Annotated in this window: 17 protein-coding genes; 1 reads left to right on the forward strand and 16 read right to left on the reverse strand. The window is 70.9% G+C overall.

Going from position 1 to position 19,702, the window contains the following annotated elements; translation table 11 throughout:
* Nucleotides 1-20: 20 nt before the first annotated feature.
* Nucleotides 21-803 carry a helix-turn-helix domain-containing protein gene (locus AB0H28_RS13525; protein ID WP_358038420.1) on the reverse strand — a complete coding sequence of 261 codons (783 nt, stop codon included), beginning with the start codon at nucleotides 801-803 and terminating at the stop codon, nucleotides 21-23.
* Between the two features lie 153 nt (nucleotides 804-956).
* Here AB0H28_RS13525 and AB0H28_RS13530 point away from each other — a divergent pair, with 153 nt between their 5' ends.
* Nucleotides 957-2,138, forward strand: a complete 1,182-nt coding sequence (locus AB0H28_RS13530; RefSeq protein WP_358038423.1) for an MFS transporter — start codon at nucleotides 957-959, stop codon at nucleotides 2,136-2,138.
* Nucleotides 2,139-2,228: 90 nt separating this feature from the next.
* Here the strand turns inward: AB0H28_RS13530 and AB0H28_RS13535 are convergent, their stop codons facing one another.
* The 15 genes from AB0H28_RS13535 to AB0H28_RS13605 form a co-directional block, all read right to left on the reverse strand.
* Nucleotides 2,229-3,269, reverse strand: coding sequence for a polyprenyl synthetase family protein (locus AB0H28_RS13535; protein WP_358038426.1), 1,041 nt, complete (start codon nucleotides 3,267-3,269; stop codon nucleotides 2,229-2,231).
* Nucleotides 3,270-3,358: 89 nt separating this feature from the next.
* The gene (nuoN, locus tag AB0H28_RS13540) at nucleotides 3,359-4,912 is read right to left on the reverse strand and encodes an NADH-quinone oxidoreductase subunit NuoN (protein ID WP_358038429.1); all 1,554 of its coding nucleotides are present in this window, start codon (nucleotides 4,910-4,912) and stop codon (nucleotides 3,359-3,361) included.
* Between the two features lie 64 nt (nucleotides 4,913-4,976).
* Nucleotides 4,977-6,509 (reverse strand): NADH-quinone oxidoreductase subunit M, encoded by a 1,533-nt coding sequence (locus AB0H28_RS13545; RefSeq protein ID WP_358038432.1) that lies wholly within the window; start codon nucleotides 6,507-6,509, stop codon nucleotides 4,977-4,979.
* Nucleotides 6,510-6,573: 64 nt separating this feature from the next.
* The gene (gene nuoL / locus AB0H28_RS13550) at nucleotides 6,574-8,502 is read right to left on the reverse strand and encodes an NADH-quinone oxidoreductase subunit L (protein WP_358038435.1); all 1,929 of its coding nucleotides are present in this window, start codon (nucleotides 8,500-8,502) and stop codon (nucleotides 6,574-6,576) included.
* Nucleotides 8,503-8,512: 10 nt separating this feature from the next.
* Entirely contained in the window at nucleotides 8,513-8,812 is a 300-nt protein-coding gene (gene nuoK / locus AB0H28_RS13555; RefSeq protein ID WP_358038438.1) for an NADH-quinone oxidoreductase subunit NuoK, read from the reverse strand.
* On the reverse strand, nucleotides 8,809-9,579 hold the full coding sequence (locus tag AB0H28_RS13560) for an NADH-quinone oxidoreductase subunit J (RefSeq protein ID WP_358038440.1): 771 nt from the start codon (nucleotides 9,577-9,579) through the stop codon (nucleotides 8,809-8,811). The genes nuoK and AB0H28_RS13560 overlap by 4 nt, the downstream gene beginning before the upstream one ends.
* Entirely contained in the window at nucleotides 9,576-10,217 is a 642-nt protein-coding gene (gene nuoI / locus AB0H28_RS13565; protein ID WP_358038443.1) for an NADH-quinone oxidoreductase subunit NuoI, read from the reverse strand. The genes AB0H28_RS13560 and nuoI overlap by 4 nt, the downstream gene beginning before the upstream one ends.
* A gap of 1 nt (nucleotide 10,218) precedes the next feature.
* Nucleotides 10,219-11,574, reverse strand: coding sequence for an NADH-quinone oxidoreductase subunit NuoH (gene nuoH / locus AB0H28_RS13570; RefSeq protein WP_358038446.1), 1,356 nt, complete (start codon nucleotides 11,572-11,574; stop codon nucleotides 10,219-10,221).
* Entirely contained in the window at nucleotides 11,571-14,084 is a 2,514-nt protein-coding gene (locus tag AB0H28_RS13575; protein WP_358038448.1) for an NADH-quinone oxidoreductase subunit G, read from the reverse strand. The genes nuoH and AB0H28_RS13575 overlap by 4 nt, the downstream gene beginning before the upstream one ends.
* Nucleotides 14,084-15,415: an NADH-quinone oxidoreductase subunit NuoF gene (gene nuoF, locus AB0H28_RS13580; protein ID WP_358038451.1), complete on the reverse strand. Its 1,332-nt coding sequence runs from the start codon at nucleotides 15,413-15,415 to the stop codon at nucleotides 14,084-14,086. The genes AB0H28_RS13575 and nuoF overlap by 1 nt, the downstream gene beginning before the upstream one ends.
* Nucleotides 15,412-16,473, reverse strand: coding sequence for an NADH-quinone oxidoreductase subunit NuoE (gene nuoE, locus AB0H28_RS13585; RefSeq protein WP_358038454.1), 1,062 nt, complete (start codon nucleotides 16,471-16,473; stop codon nucleotides 15,412-15,414). Before nuoE ends, nuoF begins: the two co-directional genes overlap by 4 nt.
* A complete protein-coding gene (locus AB0H28_RS13590) occupies nucleotides 16,470-17,795 on the reverse strand; it encodes an NADH-quinone oxidoreductase subunit D (protein WP_358038457.1) in 1,326 nt (441 codons plus the stop codon). Before AB0H28_RS13590 ends, nuoE begins: the two co-directional genes overlap by 4 nt.
* The gene (locus AB0H28_RS13595; RefSeq protein WP_358038460.1) at nucleotides 17,792-18,529 is read right to left on the reverse strand and encodes an NADH-quinone oxidoreductase subunit C; all 738 of its coding nucleotides are present in this window, start codon (nucleotides 18,527-18,529) and stop codon (nucleotides 17,792-17,794) included. Before AB0H28_RS13595 ends, AB0H28_RS13590 begins: the two co-directional genes overlap by 4 nt.
* Nucleotides 18,526-19,203 carry an NADH-quinone oxidoreductase subunit B gene (locus AB0H28_RS13600; RefSeq protein WP_091062855.1) on the reverse strand — a complete coding sequence of 226 codons (678 nt, stop codon included), beginning with the start codon at nucleotides 19,201-19,203 and terminating at the stop codon, nucleotides 18,526-18,528. Before AB0H28_RS13600 ends, AB0H28_RS13595 begins: the two co-directional genes overlap by 4 nt.
* Before the next feature lie 11 nt (nucleotides 19,204-19,214).
* Complete coding sequence (locus AB0H28_RS13605; protein ID WP_089154551.1) at nucleotides 19,215-19,580, reverse strand: NADH-quinone oxidoreductase subunit A; 366 nt, start codon at nucleotides 19,578-19,580, stop codon at nucleotides 19,215-19,217.
* Nucleotides 19,581-19,702 lie beyond the last annotated feature (122 nt).

The raw sequence follows: 19,702 nt of genomic DNA on the forward strand, positions 1-19,702 counted from the left end.
GAGCCGGGGTGGTGGCCCTCCTAGTTCTCGCTGGCGATCCCGTCGGCGATCGCCCGGGCGGTGGTCAGCAGCTTCGCCCGGACCACCCGCGCGGAGGTCATCATCTCGCTGGCCGGCAACGCGCAGGCCAGCACCACCCGCCGCTCGATGTCCTTGTCCGGCGCGACGAGCACCGCCGCGCACGCCACGCCCTGCCGGAACTGTCCCAGCTCCAACTGCATGCCGCGCCGGTCACCGGCGGCCAGGTCGGCCTCGAACGCCTCGACCGTGGTCAGGGTGGCGGTGGTGAACGGGCGCATGCCGTATTCGCGCAGGTAGCGGAAGCGTTGCTCGGCGGTGAGCGTGGCGAGCAGGCCCTTGCCGAGCGCGGTGGCGTGCGCACCCTCGTCGAAGCCCGGGACCAGCTCCTCCAGGTAGGGCGAGCGCGGGCCCTCGGCGCACGCGGTCACCGCCACCTGCCCGCCGACGAAGCGGCCGAGGTAGTGGCTCCAACCGGTGTCGGCAGCGGCCCGGCGCAGTGCCTCGCCGACCGGGGGCGGCCCCCGGAACGCGGTGACCAACTCGCGGTAGCGGTCGGCGATCTCCAGCCCGACGATGTAGGTCCCGTCCTCACGACGGATCACGTAGCCCTCGTAGGCCAACGTGCGTACCAGGTGGTAGGTGGTGGCGACGGTCAACTCGCAGCGGCGGGCGATCTGCTTCACGGTGAGGCCCCTCGGCGCACGGCCGACCGATTCGAGCACTCGAAGCGCGCGGGAAACGCTCCGGATCAGGTCCGAAGGTTCCGCCAGGGGGTCGCGCACAGCCACCTCCGACGCCGGGGACATACACCATATGAAAAAGAGTCCGAGTGCGAAATGCCTGTTCGGGTCGAGGATGCCAGATCACCGGACACAGACCGTGCACCGACAGACACGTTCAGCAGCGGAAACGTGGTCGGCGTAGGTTGGCCGACGATGACCGAAACAATTTCGCGATCGAGCCCACCGGCGACCGGACGGGCCGTCCGGGTCGGCGCCGGCGCCACCATCACCACGATCGCCTGCGTCCTGCCGGTCTTCCTGGTCGGCGGCCTCGCCGTCCAACTCGGCGACGAGTTCGGCTTCAGCCCGACCGGGCTGGGTCTGGCCGTCTCGGTCTACTTCGGGACCAGCGCGCTCGCTTCGGTGCCCTCCGGCGCTCTGGTCGAGCGGTACGGCCCGGCCCCGATCGCCCGGGTGGCCATCGGGCTCTCCGCCGGTTCGCTGCTGGCCGTGGCCGGCCTGGCCCGGTCCTACCCGGTGCTGGTGGCGCTGCTGGCGCTCAGCGCCGCCGCCAACGCCCTCGGTCAACTCGCCAGCAACGCCGCGCTCGCCGAGCACGTGCCCGCCCACCGCCAGGGCCTCTCCTTCGGCGTGAAGCAGGCCGCCATCCCCGTCTCCACGCTGCTGGCCGGCGTGGCGGTGCCGACCGTCGCGTTGACCGCCGGCTGGCGCTGGGCGTTCGTGGCGGCAGCCGGGGCCGCGCTGGCCGCGCTCGCGGCCGTGCCCCGGGCCGGCGGGGACCGGCGGACCCGGTCCGCCTCGACCGGCCGCGGCGGCGGTACGGCCGCGCTCGTGGTGGTCGGGCTGGCCGCGACGCTGGCGGCCGGCGCGGCGAACGCGTTGGCCACGTTCCTGGTCGACTCGTCCGCCGGTCGAGGGCTCCCACCCGCCCTGGCCGGTCTCACCCTGACCCTCGGCAGCGCGGTGTGCGTGCTGGCCCGGGTGGGCGTCGGCTGGCTGGCCGACCGCCGGTCGGGGGGCCACGTCGGCGTCGTCGCCGGGCTGCTGCTGGCGGGCTCGGTGGGGCTGCTCCTGCTCGCGGTGGCCGGTCCCGTGCCGCTTGTCGCGGGCGTGGTGCTCGGCTTCGGGCTCGGCTGGTCCTGGCCGGGGCTGCTCAACTTCGCGGTGGTCCGCCTCCACCCGCAGGCTCCGGCCGCCGCCACCTCGATCACCCAGACCGGCGTGTACGCGGGCGGCTGCCTCGGCCCGCTCGGCCTCGGCGCGCTGGCCGGCGCCGCCGGCTATCCGACGATGTGGCTGACCGCGGCCCTGGCCATGCTCCTGGCCGCGCTGCTCATGCTCCTCGGCGCCCACCGCCTGGCTCGCCCCGCCTGATCCTCGCCCGCCCCGCGCCTTGCGCCCGCCCTGTCCCGCGCTCGATGGGGGGGGGTGCCGAGCCGGACCGCGGCCGAGGCCGGCGGGACGTCAGCTCGTGCGGTCGGCGATGTAGTCGCAGAGGGACTCCAGGGCGCGGCGGGCCGGCCCTCCGGGGAGCGGGGCCAGGCGGGCCCGGGCGTCCTCGGCGTAGCTGCGCACCGTCTCCCGGGCCCGCTTGAGCGCCGGGGACTCACGGAGCAGAGTGAGCGCCTCGGCGTGCAGCGTGTCGTCGGCGAGCGGGCCGGTGGCCAGGATCTCCCGCAGGCGTACGCTGGCCGCGTCCGAGTCGTCGCTGCCGAGCGCGTAGAGCACCGGCAGGGTGGGCACGCCCTCCCGCAGGTCGGTGCCGGGTGTCTTGCCGGACTGCACCGACTCGCTGGCGATGTCCAGCAGGTCGTCGGAGAGCTGGAACGCGACGCCGATGATCTCGCCGTACCCGGCCAGGGCCTCGATGTGTGCGGGGGACGCACCGCCGAACATGCCGCCGAAGCGGGCCGAGGTGGCGATCAGCGAACCGGTCTTCTCGGCGATGACGTGCAGATAGTGTGCGACCGGGTCGGTGTCGCGCGGGCCGACCGTCTCGGCTATCTGGCCGTGCACCAGGCGGGCGAACGTGCGCGCCTGCAACCGCACCGCCTCCGGGCCCAGGTCGGCCGCGACGTCGGCGGCCCGGGCGAAGAGGAAGTCGCCGACCAGGATGGCCACCGAGTTCGCCCAGCGGGAGTTGGCGCTCGGGGCGCCCCGCCGCACGGCCGCCTCGTCCATCACGTCGTCGTGATAGAGCGTCGCCAGGTGGGTGAGCTCCATCACCACCGCCGCGGGCACCACCTGGGCGGTGTCCGGATCGCCGAACTGGGCGCCCAACGCCACCAGCAACGGGCGGAACCGCTTGCCGCCGGCCTCCATCAGGTGCCGGGCCGCCTCGGTGACCAGCGGGTCGGCGCTGGTCACGGTGGCGCGCAACTCCGCCTCGACCCGGTCGAGCACGCCCAGCACGGAGGCTTCGACGCGCGGGTCGGCGAGGTGCAGGCCGAGCGCGCCGAACTGACCTGAACGCTCGCCAGCCGGGTTCACCACGTCTTCAACCATGCCACACCCGTTCGACCTGCTCGGTGAGGGGGATACGGGCCGGGGGCCGGCACGCCACGGCGTGCCGACCCCCGGTGGAACCACAGCTGTCATCGAACGAATTCGGCGGCACCGGTGGTCAGGTCGAGCAGGGGCCCCGGGACCACGCCGAGAACCAGCGTGGCGAGCACACCGATGACCAGGGCCGCCGAGGTGAGCGCCCCCGGCACGGTCACCGTCGGGGTGGCCTCGCCCGGCTCGGAGAGCCACATCATCACCACGACCCGCAGGTACGGGAACGCCAGCACCATGCTGGTCAGCACACCGGCGATCACCAGCCAGGCCTGGTTCGCCTCCAGCGCCGGACCGAAGACCGCGAACTTGCTGGTGAATCCGCTGGTGAGCGGGATGCCGGCGAAGGCCAGCAGGATGAACGTGAAGATCGCCGCGAAGAACGGCGAGCGGCGGCCCAGGCCGGCCCAGCGGGACAGGTGGGTCGCCTCGCCGTCGGCGTCGCGCACGAGCGTCACCACGGCGAACGCGGCGAGCACCGAGAAGCCGTACGCGGCGAGGTAGAACATCGTGCCGGACAGCCCCTCCCGGCTGGGTGCCAGCACACCCACCAGCAGGTAACCGGCGTTCGCGATCGACGAGTATGCCAGGAGCCGCTTGATGTCCGTCTGGGTGACCGCCAGCACCGCGCCGACCAGCATGGTCAGCACCGCCACCACGCCGATCACCGGCGTGAAGTCCCAGGAGGCCCCGGCGAACGCGACGTGGAACACGCGCAGCAGCGCGCCGAACGCGGCGACCTTGGTGCAGGCGGCCATGAAGCCGGTCACCGGCGTCGGCGCGCCCTGGTAGACATCCGGCGTCCAGACGTGGAACGGGGCGGCGGCGGCCTTGAACAGCAGGCCGATGGCGAGCAGCGCCATGCCCGCGAAGAGCAGCACCTGGCTGGACGCGGACTCGCCGACCGCGGCGTGCACGGTGGCGAAGTCGACGCCCGCGGCGCGGCCCGGGATCCCCGCGGTGAAGCCGTAGATCAGGGCGACACCGAACAGGAAGAACGCCGAGGCGTACGCGCCGAGCAGGAAGTATTTCATCGCCGCCTCCTGGCTCAGCAGCCGCCGGCGGCGGGCCAGCGCGCAGAGCAGGTAGAGCGGCAGGGAGAACACCTCGAGCGAGATGAACATGGTCAGCAGGTCGTTCGCCGCCACGAAGATCAGCATGCCGCCGATCGCGAACGTCATCAGCGGATAGACCTCGGTGGTCCCGCCGACGCCCTCGGCCTGCTTCCGGTCCTCCGGCGACTCGGCGGTGACCGCGGCGTGCGCCACGAACGCGCCGCCCCGCTCCACCGTGCGCTCGCCGACGAGCAGCAACGCCATCGCGGCCAGCACCAGGATCGAGCCCTGGAGGAAGAGCGTCGGCCCGTCCACCGCGAGGGCGCCGCCGGCGGTGATCAGCCGGCTCTCGGCCTTCAGGATCACCATGGTGATCGCGGCGAGCACGGCCACCAGAGCGAGCCCGAGCTGCACCGCGTTGCGCAGCCGGCGGGGCACGAACGCCTCGACCAGGACGCCCAGCAGGGCGGCGCCCAGCATGATCAGGATCGGAGCGAGCGCCGCGTAGTCGATCGACGGCAGCTTGAGCTCGGTCATCGGCAGTGCCGCCTTTCGTCCGCGACTGCGGGGCTCACTCGCTCCGCTCGTTCACTCCTCGCGCTCACCGGGCTGCCTCCTGGACGCTCCCGACCTCAGGGGCGGGATCGGACTTGCCGACGTCCTGCATGGTCGCTTGGACGGCGGGGTTGATGACATCGGTGACCGGCTTGGGATAGAAGCCGAGCAGCACGATCAACGCGATCAGCGGCGCCACCACGGCCTTCTCGCGCAGGCTGAGGTCCCGGCGCATGCCCTCGACCTCGGTCAGCGCCGGATTGAGCGTGCCCTGGGTGGTGCGCTGCACCATCCACAGCACGTACGCCGCCGCCAGGATGATGCCGAGCGTGGCGATCACCGCGACCGGCTTGTTGACGGTGAACGTGCCGATCAGCACCAGGAACTCGGAGACGAACGGCGCGGTGCCGGGCAGCGCCAGCGAGGCCAGACCGGCGAAGAAGAGCACACCGGCCAGCACCGGCACCAGCTTGCCCGCGCCGCCGAAGTCGCTGATCAACGCCGAGCCGCGGCGGGCGATCAGCATGCCGACCACCAGGAAGAGCAGGCCGGTGGCGAGCCCGTGGTTGAGCATGTAGAGCACCGCGCCGGTGCCGGCCTGGGTGGTGAAGGCGAAGATGCCGACGCCGATGAACCCGAAGTGCGCGATCGAGGTGTACGAGACCAGCCGCTTGAGGTCGTTCTGCCCGACCGCCAGCAACGCGGCGTAGATGATGCCGATCACGCCGAGCGCCAGCGCCCACGGCGCGAACCAGCGTGACGCCTCCGGGAACAGCGGCAGGCAGTAGCGCAGGATGCCGAACGTGCCGACCTTGTCCAGCACGCCGACCAGCAGCGCGGCGGCGCCGGCCGGGGCGGCGCCACCGGCGTCCGGCAGCCAGGTGTGGAACGGGAAGAACGGCGCCTTGATCGCGAACGCGAGGAAGAAACCGAGGAACAGCCAGCGGGCCGTGTTGGTGGCGAACTCCGCCTGGCTCAACGTCTGCCAGTCGAACGTCTTCCCGCCGACCACCCAGAGCCCGATCACCGCGGCCAGCATGAACAGGCCGCCGACCAGCGAGTAGAGGAAGAACTTCACCGCCGCGTACTGCCGCTGGTGGCCGCCGTAGCTGCCGATCAGGAAGTACATCGGCACCAGCATGACCTCGAAGAACACGTAGAACAGGAAGACGTCGGCGGCGGCGAACACGCCGATCATCGTGCATTCGAGGACGAGCAGCAGCGCGAAGTAGACCGGCACCGAGCGCTTGGACGACTCGGCGTCGTGCCACGACGCCAGGATCACCAGCGGCACCAGGATCGCGATCAGCATCAGCATGACCAGCGCGATGCCGTCCACCTCGAAGGTGAACCGCACGCCCCAGTTCGGGATCCACGGGTACGACTCGCGGAACTGGAACCGGTCGCCGTCGGCGGAGAAGGCGAACCACATCACCACCGAGAGCACCAGCACCAGCAGCGACCAGCCGAACGCCACCAGCTTTGCCAGGTCCGGCCGGCTGCGCGGCAGCAGGGCCACCAGCAGGGCGCCGACCAGCGGCGCCACGGTCAGCACCGAGAGGAACGGGAAGTTGGACATTATTCGGCCTTACCTCCGTCGTGACTGCGTGGCCCGCCGGCGGGGGCGGCCGCGTTGCTGTCGATCACGCCAGCCACCCCGCCTGCACCGCCAGGAACGCCGCCACCACGAGCAGCGCCCCGGTCAGGATCGAGGTCGCGTACGACCGCACGAAGCCGGTCTGGAGCCGCCGGAGCCGACCCGAGCCCCCGCCCACCGCGGCGGCGAGGCCGTTGACCAGCCCGTCGACGCCCCGGTTGTCGAGGAAGACCAGCGCCCGGGTGAGGAAGACGCCCGGCTTCTCGAAGACCGCCTCGTTGAAGGCGTCCGTGTAGAGGTTCTTGCGGGCGGCGGTGACCGCCACCCCGGCCGGCTGCGGCTCGGTAGCCGTGCCGGTGCGGAACAGGAACCAGGCCAGCCCGGCCCCGAGCACGGTGACGAGGATCGAGAGGATGGTGATCGCGGCGTGCGGGAGCACGCCGTGCGCCTCGCCACCGGCTTCCTCGCCGAGCACCGGGGTCAACCACGACACCACGCTGTCGTTGAGCGTCATCAGGCCACCGGCCACCACCGAGCCGGCGGCGAGCAGGATCAGCGGGATCGTCATCAGCTTCGGCGACTCGTGCGGGTGCTCGATGTCCTCGGTCCACCGCTTCGGGCCGTGGAACGTGAGCACGAAGAGCCGGGTCATGTAGAACGCGGTGAGCCCGGCGCCGAGCAGCGCGGCCATGCCGAACAGCCAGGCCGTCCAGCCCTCCCGTTCGAACGCCGACGCGATGATCGGCTCCTTGGAGAAGTAGCCGGAGAGCGGCGGGATGCCGATGATGGCCAGCCAGCCCATCATGAAGGTCAGCCAGGTGATCCTCATGTACTTCGACAGTCCGCCGAAGCGGCGGATGTCCACCTGGTCGTTCATGCCGTGCATGACCGAGCCGGCGCCGAGGAACATGTTGGCCTTGAAGAAGCCGTGCGCCAGCAGGTGGATGATGGCCAGCGCGTACGCGCCGCCGCCGAGGCCGACGCCGAGGAACATGTAGCCGATCTGGCTCACCGTGGACCAGGCCAGCACCCGCTTGATGTCGTCCTTCGCGGCGCCGATGACGCAGCCCATCAGCAGGGTGAGCGCGCCGACACTGACCACCACGAGCTGGAGCGTGGAGTTGGCCGAGAAGATCGGGTTGGACCGGGCGATCAGGTAGACGCCGGCGGTGACCATGGTGGCCGCGTGGATGAGCGCGGAGACCGGAGTCGGGCCCTCCATCGCGTCCGGCAGCCACGCCTGGAGCGGGAACTGGCCGGACTTGCCGGCGGCGCCCAGGAGGAGCAGCAGGCCGAGCACCAGCACCGTGGTCGAGGTCAGCGAGCCGACGCCGTTGAACACCTCGTCGTACTGGGTGGTGCCGAGCATGGCGAACATGACGAAGATGCCGATGGCCAGGCCGGCGTCGCCGACCCGGTTCATCAGGAACGCCTTCTTGCCGGCCGTGGCCGCGCTCGGCCGGCCGTACCAGAAGGAGATCAGCAGGTACGACGCCAGGCCGACGCCCTCCCAGCCGAAGTAGAGCATCACGTAGTTGTTGCCGAGCACCAGCAGCAGCATCGCGGCGACGAACAGGTTGAAGTACCCGAAGAACCGCCGCCGGCCGTCGTCGTGCGCCATGTACTCCACGGCGTAGAGGTGGATCAGGAAGCCCACCCCGGTGATCAGCAGGACGAACACCGCGGCCAGCGGGTCGAAGAGCAGACCGAAGTCCACCTTCAGGTCGCCGACGGTGATGAACTGCCAGAGGCTCGACTGGACCTGCTTGTTCTCCAGGCCACGCAGTTGAAAGAAGTAGGTCAGCCCGAGCACGAACGCGGCGCCGATGGCCGCCACGCCCAGCCAGTGGCCCCAGCGGTCGGCCCGCCTGCCGAGCAGCAGCAGGACCGCCGCGCTGACCAGCGGGATCGCCACCAGCAGCCAGACGCTGCCGAGCAGGCCATCCGCAGTAGCGAATTCCACAGTCTGTTCCACCGCAGACCCCTCAGTACTTCAGCAGGTTGGCGTCGTCGACGCTGGCCGAGCGCCGGGTCCGGAAGATCGCCATGATGATCGCGAGCCCGACCACGACCTCGGCCGCCGCCACCACCATCACGAAGAACGCCATGATCTGGCCGTTCAGGTCACCGTTGATCCGGCTGAACGTGACCAGGGTCAGGTTGGCCGCGTTGAGCATCAGCTCGACGCACATGAACAGCACGATCGCGTTGCGGCGGACCAGCACGCCGACCGCGCCGATGGTGAACAGCACCGCCGCGAGGATCAGGTAGTTGTCCGGCGTCATTTGTCGGTCCCCTTCAGGGCGGTCTCCTCGGAGGTCAACTCCCGTACCGGCATGATTTCCGGAATACCGCGGTCGGTCAGCCGGCCGTCCGGCAGGCGGGCCGGGGTGGCCACCGAGGAGGAGGTGGCGAAGACGCCCGGACCTGGCTTCGGGCCGGGGTAGTTGCCGGGACGGAACCGCGCCTTCATGGTGGCGACCTGGTCCATCCGGTCCTCCTTGCGCCGCTCCACGTGCGCCAGCACCATCGCGCCCACCGCGGCCGTGATCAGCAGCGCCGAGGTCAGCTCGAAGGCGAAGACGTACTTGGTGAAGAGCAGCCGGGCGATGCCCTGCACGTTGCCCTCGGCGTTGGCCTGCTCCAGCCCGGCCGCCTGCACGCCGTCGAGCGCGCGGTAGAGGCCGGCGCCGACCAGGCCGGCGAACCCGAGCCCGAGCACCACCGCGGCGACCCGCTGGCCGCGCAGCGTCTCGATCAGCGAGTCGGAGGCGTCGCGACCGACAAGCATCAGCACGAACAGGAAGAGCATCATGATCGCGCCGGTGTAGACGATGATCTGCACCATGCCGATGAACGGCCCGGCCTGGAGCACGTAGAACACGCCCAGGCAGAGCATGGTCAGCACCAGCCACAGCGCGGAGTGCACCGCGTTGCGGGCCCACACCATGCCCAGCGCCCCGATCAGGGCCAGCGGGGCGAGGATCCAGAAGGTGACCTCCTCACCCCCGGACACGTCGCCCGCCGCGGCGAGCACCGTAGAAGTGGTCATGCCCCTGCTCCCTCGCCCGCCTCGGCGCGCTGCGCGGCCTGCTCGGCGCCGGGGAAGGTCACGCCGGGGTGCTCCTCTACCTGGTACCGGCCCGGGCCCATCGGCGAGTGCTCGGCGCCGGCCGAGGTGCCCGGGTTGGTCAGCGCCCCGACGTAGTAGTCCTTCTCGCTGTCACCCAGCCGCATCGGGTGCGGCGGCTGCTCCATGCCTTCGAGCAGCGGCGCGAGCAACTGCTCCTTCGTGAAGATCAGGTCCTGCCGGTTGTCCCGGGCCAGCTCGTACTCGTTGCTCATGGTGAGCGATCGGGTCGGGCATGCCTCGATGCAAAGCCCGCAGAAGATGCACCGGGCGTAGTTGATCTGGTAGATGCTGGCGTACCGCTCACCCGGGGAGAAGCGCTGCTCCTCGGTGTTGTCGCCACCCTCCACGTAGATCGCGTCGGCCGGGCAGGCCCAGGCGCACAGCTCGCAGCCGATGCACTTCTCCAGGCCGTCCGGGTGCCGGTTGAGGATGTGCCGCCCGTGGTAGCGCGGCGCCGAGACCGGCGGCTTGAACGGGTAGTCGGTGGTGACGACCTTCTTGAACATGTGCGAGAAGGTGACCCCGAAGCCCTTGAACGTTCCGGTGATCGCGCCCACGTCACACCTCCCTGGATTCGGAGCCGGCGACGACGTTTGCCGGCTCCCGCTCGGCGACCACGCGCTTCGTGCGCGGGCTCGGCGGGACTTGAAGATCCATCGGTGGCAGCGGGAAGCTGCCGTACGGCCGGCTGTCCGCCTGCTCCTGGAGCGACGGCTTCGGCTCCTTCTTGCGGCTCGGCCAGAAGAGCGTGGCCAGCAGCAGCACGCCCGCGCCGATGGCGGTGACGAGCAGCCGGTCCCGGGTCTGCCAGTCCTCGATCGAGCGGAGCCCGGCGAGCACCAGGATCCAGACCAGGTTGATCGGCAGGAGCACCTTCCAGCCGAAGCGCATGAACTGGTCGTAGCGCAGCCGGGGCAGCGTGCCGCGGAGCCAGACGAAGACGAAGACCAGCAGGATCACCTTGCCGAAGAACCACAGCATCGGCCACCAGCCGTCGTTGGCGCCCGACCACAGCGTGATGGGCCACGGCGCCCGCCAGCCACCGAGGAACAGCGTCGTGGTGACCGCGGACATGCTCACCATGGCCACGTACTCGGAGAGCATGAACAGCGCGAACTTGAGCGAGCTGTATTCCGTCATGAAGCCGGCGACCAGCTCCGACTCCGCCTCCGGCAGGTCGAACGGCGCCCGGTTGGTCTCACCGACCATGGCGATGAAGAAGATGATGAAGCTGGGCAGCAGCAGGATCGCGTACCAGCCCGGGGTGGGCAGCTCGAACCCGCCGATGCTCAGCCGGGTGGCGTCGCCCTGCGCGGCGACGATCCCGCTCGTCGACATGGTGCCGGCGGTCATGAACACGGCCACGATGCTCAGCCCCATGGCGACCTCGTAGGAGATCATTTGGGCACTGGAGCGCAGGCCGCCGAGCAGCGGATACGTCGAGCCGGAGGCCCAGCCGCCGAGCACGATGCCGTAGACGCCCATCGAGGAGCAGGCCAGGATCACCAGCACCGCCACCGGCACGTCGGTGACCTGGAGCGGCGTCCAGTGGCCGAAGATGCTCACGCTCGGGCCGAACGGGATGACCGACAGCGCGGTGACCGCGGAGATCACCGAGATGGTCGGCGCGAAGAAGAACACCACCTTGTCGGCGGCGCGCGGGAGGATGTCCTCCTTGAACGCCATCTTCAGGCCGTCGGCGAGCGTCTGGAGCAGACCGAACGGGCCGACCTGGTTCGGGCCGGGCCGGACCGCCATCCGGCCGACCACCCGCCGCTCGAACCAGACGCCGAGCAGCGTGGCCAGCAGGCCGAACGCGAACGCGAAGACGATCTTCCCGAGGACCAGCCACCACGGGTCCTTGCCGAAGTCGGCGAGCGTCGGGTCCTGCGCCGCGAGGACGACGGTATTCACTCGGAGACACCCCCTGCGTTGAGGAGCGGACCCGGACGCGCGGCGGCGTCCGCGGCAACGCGTCCGGCCGGAACGGCCGGCCCGGCGATAGAGCCGGCGGTCACCTTGACCACCCGACCGGACGTCGCGCCGAGGCTGCGCCGTACGGTCGAGCCGGGTGAGTTGGTCGGCAGCCAGACGACGCCGTCCGGCATCTCGCTGATCGCCGCCGGCAGCGTGACCGCGCCGCGGTCGGTGCCGACCGTGACCGGGTCGCCGTCGGCCACGCCGAGCGCCTCGGCGGTGCCCTTGCCCAGCCGGACCACCGGCGGGCGGGCGGTGCCGGCGAGGTGCTCGTCGCCGTCGGTGAGGCTGCCCAGGTCGACGAGCTGGTGCCAGGTCGACAGCACGGCCTCACCCGGGCCGGGCTGCGGCACGGCGGCCGGCTCCACCGAGGGCGCGGACGGTCGAGACGTCCGGGTTCGCGGCAGCGTACCCAGCTCGCGGCGCACGCTCGCCACGTCGCCGGTGCCGAGCCGCACGTCGAGCTGCGCGGCGATCGTGTCGAGCACCCGGCCGTCGGTCATCGCGCCGGTGTCCAGCACCCGCTCGAAGGTCCGCAGCCGGCCCTCCCAGTCGAGGAAGCTGCCGGCCTTCTCGACCACCGGGGCGACCGGGAAGACCACGTCCGCCCGGCGGGCCACCGCGCTCATCCGCAGTTCCAGGCTGACCAGGAACGGCACCGCGTCCAGGGCCTCCTCGGCCCGGCGCGGGTCGGCCAGGTCGGCCGGGTCGACGCCGGCCACCACGAGCGCGCCGAGCTTGCCGTCGGCCGTCGCGGCGAGGATGCCGTCGGTGTCGCGACCGGCCTGGCTCGGGATCGCCCCGGCCGGCAGGTCCCACGCCTCGCCCAGCTCCGCGCGGGCGGCCGGCTCGGTGACCACCCGGCCGCCGGGGAGCAGGTTGGGCAGGCAGCCCGCGTCGACCGCGCCGCGGTCACCCGCGCGCCGCGGCACCCAGGCCAGCCGGGCGCCGGTACGCCGGGCCACGTCCGCCGCGGCGGACAGGCCACCGGGCACCGCGCCCAGCCGCTCGCCGACGATCAGGATCGCGCCGGGCTGGCCCAGCGCCTCGGCCACGGTGGCGTGCTCGGCCAGCACGCTGGCCTCCTCGCCCGGCACCACCCGGGCCAGCTTGGCCCCGAGCTTCTCCAGGCCGCGGGTCGCGAACGGTGCGATCGCGTACACCGTGAGCGTCTTCTTCAGGTACGCCTTGCGCAGCCGCAGGAAGAGGATCGGGCACTCCTCCTCCGGCTCCAGGCCGACCAGCACCACGGCGGGTGCGTTCTCCACGTCCGCGTAGGTCACGTCGGTGGTCCCGGCGACGTTGCTGGCCAGGAAGTCGGCCTCCTCGCGGGAGACCGGGCGGGCCCGGAAGTCGATGTCGTTGGTGTGCAGCGCCACCCGGGCGAACTTCGCGTACGCGTAGGCGTCCTCGACGGTGAGCCGGCCACCGGTCAGCACGCCCGTGCCGGCGCCGGCGTCGCGGGCCGCGCGCAGCCCCTCGGCGGCCCGGGTGAACGCCTCGCTCCAGGACGCCTCGCGCAGCTCACCGGTCTTGTCGTCGCGCACGAGCGGGGTGGTGAGCCGGTCGAACGCGCGGGTGTACTGGAAGCCCCAGCGGCCCTTGTCGCAGTTCCACTCCTCGTTCACCGCCGGGTCGTCGCCGGCCAGTCGGCGCAGCACCTTGCCCCGCCGCCAGTCGGTGCGCTGCGCGCAGCCGGCCGAGCAGTGCTCGCAGACGCTGGGCGAGGAGACCAGGTCGAACGGGCGGGAGCGGAAGCGGTACTGCGCGCCGGTGAGCGCGCCGACCGGGCAGATCTGCACGGTGTTGCCGGAGAAGTAGGAGTTGAACGGAACATCCCCGTCGTCGCCCTCTTCGCCGTACGCGTCGTCCCGGTAGATGTTGATCTCCTCGTGCGAGGAGCGCCCCATCAGGTCGATGAACTTGTCCCCGGCGATCTCCTCGGAGAACCGGGTGCACCGCTGGCAGAGCACGCACCGCTCGCGGTCGAGCAGCACCTGGGTGCTGATCGGCAGCGGCTTCGGGTACTCCCGCTTGTGTTCGTGGAACCGGGAGTCCGTCCGGCCGGTGGACATCGCCTGGTTCTGCAGCGGGCACTCGCCGCCCTTGTCGCACATCGGGCAGTCCAGCGGGTGGTTGAGGAGCAGCAGCTCCATCACCCCCTCCTGGGCCTTCTTGGCGACCGGCGAGGTGAGCTGGGTCCGCACCACCATGCCGTCGGCGACGGTCTGGGTGCAGGAGGCGACCGGCTTGCGCTGGCCCTCCACCTCCACCAGGCACTGCCGGCACGCGCCGGCCGGGGCCAGCAGCGGGTGGTCGCAGAAGCGCGGGATCTCGGTGCCCATCTGCTCGGCGACCCGGATCAGCAGCGCCCCCTTGGGCGCGGTGACCTCGACGCCGTCGATGGTCAGCGTGACGGTCTCGGTCTGCTTGGCTACGTCGGTCATCAGTGCGCCCCTACCAGGGTCTTCTCCGACAGCTTCGGAGCGGTACGTCCCTCGATGTAGTCGAGGTAGTCCTGCTTGAAGTACTTCAGCGACGAGGTCACCGAGCTGGTCGCACCGTCACCCAGACCGCAGAACGAGCGGCCGAGGATGTTGTCGCAGGTGTCGAGCAGGGTATCGAGGTCCTCGTGGGTGCCCTGGCCGGCGAGGATGCGCCGGTAGACCCGGACCATCCAGTAGTTGCCCTCCCGGCACGGGGTGCACTTGCCGCACGACTCGTGGTGATAGAACTCCAGCCACCGGTAGGTTGCGTAGACCGGGCAGTCCTGGTCGGAGAAGATCTGCGTGGCCGTGGTGCCCAGGATCGAGCCGGCCGCCGCCACCCCCTCGAAGTCCAGTGGCACGTCCAGGTGCTCGGCGGTGAGCAGCGGCGTCGAGGAGCCGCCCGGGGTCCAGAACTTCAGCTCGTGCCCGGGCTTCATCCCACCGGCCAGCTCGATCAGCTCGCGCAGCGTGATGCCCATCGACGCCTCGTACTGGCCGGGGTTGGCGATCCGGCCGGAGAGCGAGTAGATCATCGGGCCGGACGACTTCTCCGTGCCCATCGACTTCCACCAGTCCGCGCCGCCCAGCACGATCGGCGGCACGCTGGCGATGGTGCCGACGTTGTTGACCACGGTCGGGCTGGCGTAGAGGCCGTGGGTCGCCGGGAACGGCGGGCGCAGCCGGGGCTGGCCCCGGAAGCCCTCCAGCGAGTCCAGCAGCGCGGTCTCCTCACCGCAGATGTACGCGCCCGCCCCGGAGTGCACCACCAGGTCCAGGTCGAACTTCGAGCCGAGGATGTTGCGGCCGAGGTAACCCTTGGCGTACGCCTCGGCGACCGCGCTGCGCAGCCGGCGGGCGGCGTGCACGGCCTCGCCGCGGATGTAGATGTAGGCCCGGCTGGCCCGGATCGCGTACGACGCGATGATCACGCCCTCGACCAGCGCGTGCGGGTCGTGGGTCATCAGCGGCAGGTCCTTGCAGGTGCCCGGCTCGCCCTCGTCGGCGTTCACCACCAGATAATGAGGTCTTCCCGGCGGTTTTCCGTTTGGCTCTTGCGGGATAAAGCCCCACTTCAGGCCGGTCGGGAAGCCCGCGCCGCCCCGGCCGCGCAGCCCGGAGTCCTTGATGAGCTGGATCAGGTCGTCCGGGTGCGCCTTGAGCGCCTTGCGCAGGGCGGCGTAGCCGTCCAGCTTCTCGTAGGTGCCGAGCCGCCAGGCGTCCGGCGACAGCCAGCGCTTGGTGAGCACCGGCGTGAGCTTGGCCAGCGTCTCCGGCCGAGGCGTGGTCACTTGCGGACCCCCGTTCCGTTCGCGTCCGCCGGGTCGGCGCCGTCGGCGTCCGTACCGGCCTCGGCGTCCTTGAGGTTGCGCTCCTGCGCGCCGGCCGCGTCGCCGGCGGGCTTGCCGTCACCGGCCGGCGGGTTCGCCGCCGCGCCGGCCGCCTCGGCCGCCCGCGCGTCGCGGGACGCCGGGGCCGGGCCGTCCGTGGGAACCTTGGTCCCGGGCGCGTCCGCGACCGGGGTCCGCGCGTCCGGCTGCCGGGTCTCGGCGGTACGCACCTGCGGCGACTTGTCGTCCGGCGCCTTCACGTCCGGGGCGGTGCTGCCGCTGGCCGGCTTCTCCGCCTCGGCCTTCGCCTTGGCCTCGGCGGCGGCCCGGTCGGCCTCGGCCTTGCTGCGGATCGGCGTCTTCGGGTCGTAGCCCGGCACCGAGATGCCGTGCTGCTCGGCCAGCCGCAGGCCGCGCAGGCTCGGCTCGCCCGGCCCGCCGTCGGCCACCGCGCCGTCGCGCTCGTCGGCGAAACCGGCGAGCTGCACGGCCATCTCCTTGAGCGTGCAGAGCCGGGCGCCCCGGGTCGGCATCGGCCGGCCGCCGGCCTGCAACTCCGCCACCACGCCGAGCGCGCCCTGCGGCTCGACGTTGTCGAAGAAGTCGTAGTTGACGGTCATCACCGGGCCGTAGTCGCACGCCGCCAGGCACTCGGCGTGCTCCAGGGTGATCTTCCCGTCGGCGGTGGTCTCCTCGTGCCCGACGCCGAGGTGCTCGGCGAGCGCGTCGTAGACCGCCTGCCCGCCCAGCACGTCGCACATCGTGTTGGTGCAGACGCTGACCAGGTAGTCGCCGGTCGGCTTGCGCTTGTACATGGTGTAGAAGGTGGCGACCGCGCCGACCTGGGCCTTGTTCAGCCCGATCACCTCGGCGCAGAACTCGACGCCGGCCGGGGAGACGTAACCCTCCTCGGACTGCACCAGATGCAGCAGCGGCAGCAGGGCCGAGCGGGACCGGTCCGCCGGGTAGCGGGCGATGATCTCCCGCGCCCGCACGCGAGTCGTTTCGGTAAAGGTCATCGGTCACAACCACCCATCACGGGGTCCAGCGAGGCGCCGCCGGCGATCACGTCGGCGATCAGGCCACCCTCGGCCATCGCCGGGAGGGCCTGGAGGTTGACGAAGCTCGGCTCCCGGTAGTGCACCCGGTAGGGCCGGGTGCCGCCGTCGGACACCGCGTGCACGCCCAGCTCGCCGCGGGGCGACTCGATGCCGACGTACACCTGGCCCGGCGGCACCCGGAAGCCCTCGGTGACGAGCTTGAAGTGGTGGATCAGCGACTCCATCGACTGACCCATGATCTTCGCGACGTGCTCCAGCGAGTTGCCCATGCCGTCGACGCCGATGGCGAGCTGCGCCGGCCAGGCGATCTTCTTGTCGGAGACCATCACCGGCCCCGGCCGCAACCGGTCGAGCGCCTGCTCGACAAGCTTCAGCGACTCGCGGATCTCGGCCAGTCGGACCAGGTAGCGGCCCCACACGTCGCCGTCGGTGTGCGTCGGCACGTCGAACTCGTACGTCTCGTAGCCGCAGTACGGCATGGTCTTGCGCAGGTCCCAGGCGAGCCCGGCGGAGCGGAGCACCGGCCCGGTGATGCCCAGCGCCACGCAGGCGGTGGTGTCGAGCACCGCGACGTTCTGGGTGCGCTCGATCCAGATCGGCTGCCCGGAGAGCAGGTTCTCGTACTCCTTGAGCTTCTTCGGCATCAGCGCGAGGAAGTCGCGGATCTTGCGGATCGCGTCGTCCGGCACGTCCTGCGCCACCCCGCCCGGCCGCACGTAGGCGTGGTTCATCCGCAGGCCGGTGATGGTCTCGAAGATGTCGAGGATGTACTCCCGCTCGCGGAAGCCGTACAACATCATGTTGATCGCGCCCAGCTCCATGCCGGTGGTGGCCAGCCAGACCAGGTGCGAGGAGATCCGGTTCAGCTCCATCATCAGCACCCGGATGGTGGTGGCCCGCTCGGTGACGTCGTCGGTCACCCCGAGCAGCTTCTCCACCGCGAGCGCGTACGCCGTCTCGTTGAAGATCGGCGAGAGGTAGTCCATCCGGGTCACGAACGTCGAGCCCTGGACCCAGTTGCGGTATTCCAGGTTCTTCTCGATGCCGGTGTGCAGGTAGCCGACGACCGAGCGGGCCTCGCGGACCGTCTCGCCCTCCAGCTCCAGGATCAGCCGGAGCACGCCGTGCGTGGAGGGGTGCTGCGGGCCCATGTTGACGACGATGCGCTCGTCGTTGATCGGATCGGTGCCGGAGACGACCTGGTCCCAGTCCCCACCCGTGACGGTGAAGACCTTGCCCTCGGTGGTCTCGCGCTCGGTCGCGTAGTTCGACGTGGTCACTGGTAGGACCTCCTACGGTCCGGCGGGGGAATTTCCGCACCCTTGTACTCGACGGGTACGCCGCCGAGCGGGTAGTCCTTACGCTGCGGGTGCCCCTCCCAATCGTCCGGCATGAGGATCCGGGTCAGGTTGGGGTGGCCGTCGAAGACGATGCCGAACATGTCGTACGTCTCCCGCTCCTGCCAGTCGGCGGTCGGGTAGACGGCGGTGACGCTCGGCAGGTGCGGGTCCTCGGCGGAGACGGCGGCCTCCAGCCGGACCAGCCGCCGGTAGGTCATCGAGGTGAGCTGGTAGACCACGTGCAGCCGGCGCCCGTCGGCGCCCAGGTAGTCCACCCCGGACACCGAGGAGCACAGCTCGAACCGCAGCGACAGGTCGTCGCGCATCACCTGGCAGACCTCGGCGATGCGCTCCGGGCGCACGTGCAGGGTCAGCTCGCCCCGGTCGACCACGACCTTCTCTATCGCGTCGCCGAACTGCGGGTACGCCTCCTCCAGCGCGTCGCGCACCTCGTCGAAGTAGCTCCCGTACGGCCGGGCGGCCTCCCCGATCGGCCGGCGCGGGCGGACCAGGCCGCCGTAGCCGGAGACGTCGCCGCTGCCCTGGTTGCCGAACATGCCCCGGCCGGCCGGGCTGGCCGGCGGGTACTCGGCCGGCGCGGTGGAGCTGGCGCCGACCGGGGTGGTCGGCACCGGCACCCCGCCGTCGTCGTCGCGGTCGTTCGGCGAGGTCATTTCGGTCCCCCCTGCGTCTGGAGGTGGTTCTGCGCCTTCATCCAGTTCTCGATCCGCAGTTGCTCCTCGCGCCCCTCGCGGACGGCCTTGGTCCACTCGGCACGTCGGGCCTTGTCGTTGCGGTACGACGACGGCATCGAGCCGTAGGGCACGACCGGCACGTCACCGCGCTCCTTGCGGGCCTCGAGCATCTTGCGGCCGTTCGGGCCCAGCGGCTCGTACATGATCTTCTCGCGGAGCTTGAGCACGGCGTCGATGAGCATCTCCGGCCGGGGCGGGCAGCCGGGAAGGTACATGTCGACCGGGACGACGTGGTCGACGCCCTGCACGATGGCGTAGTTGTTGAACATGCCGCCGCTGCTGGCGCAGACGCCCATCGAGATGACCCAGCGGGGCTCGGCCATCTGGTCGTAGATCTGCCGCAGCACCGGGGCCATCTTCTGGCTGACCCGGCCGGCCACGATCATCAGGTCCGCCTGCCGGGGCGAGGCGCGGAAGACCTCCATGCCCCAGCGGCCCATGTCGTAGTGCGGGCCACCGGCGGCCATCATCTCGATGGCGCAGCAGGCCAGGCCGAAGGTGGCGCCCCAGACGGACGACTTCCGCGACCAGTTGACCAGCTTCTCGACGCTGGTGAGCAGGACGCCGGAGGGAAGCTTCTCCTCGATGCCCATCTGCTACCTCCTCAGTCCCAGTCCAGGCCGCCGCGCCGCCACACGTAGGCGTAGGCGACGAAGACCGCGACGATGAACATGACCATCTCCACGAAGCCGAAGATCGGCAGGGCGTCGAAGGAGACCGCCCAGGGGTAGAGGAAGATGATCTCGATGTCGAAGACGATGAAGAGCATCGCCGTCAGGTAGAACTTGATCGGGAACCGGCCGCCGCCGACCGGCTGCGGGCTCGGCTCGATGCCGCACTCGTACGCCTCGAGCTTGGCCTTGTTCAGACGCCGGGGGCCGGCGAATCGGGCGGCGGCCACGGAGAACAGCGCGAACCCCGCGGCGAGGGCGAACAGCCCGATGATGGGTGCATAAGGAGAGAGCGTCATCGTTGTCCCCTGCTCGTCCTTCCCTGACCTCGGTGGTTGGCCAAAATCACACTATTCACGTCCCTGACGACAGCGGTCGGTGGGGGTCGATCTCGCCGCTCCGTGGTCGGTCGACCGCGGAC

Source organism: Micromonospora sp. NPDC050980, from assembly GCF_040653835.1.
GTDB lineage: Bacteria > Actinomycetota > Actinomycetes > Mycobacteriales > Micromonosporaceae > Micromonospora.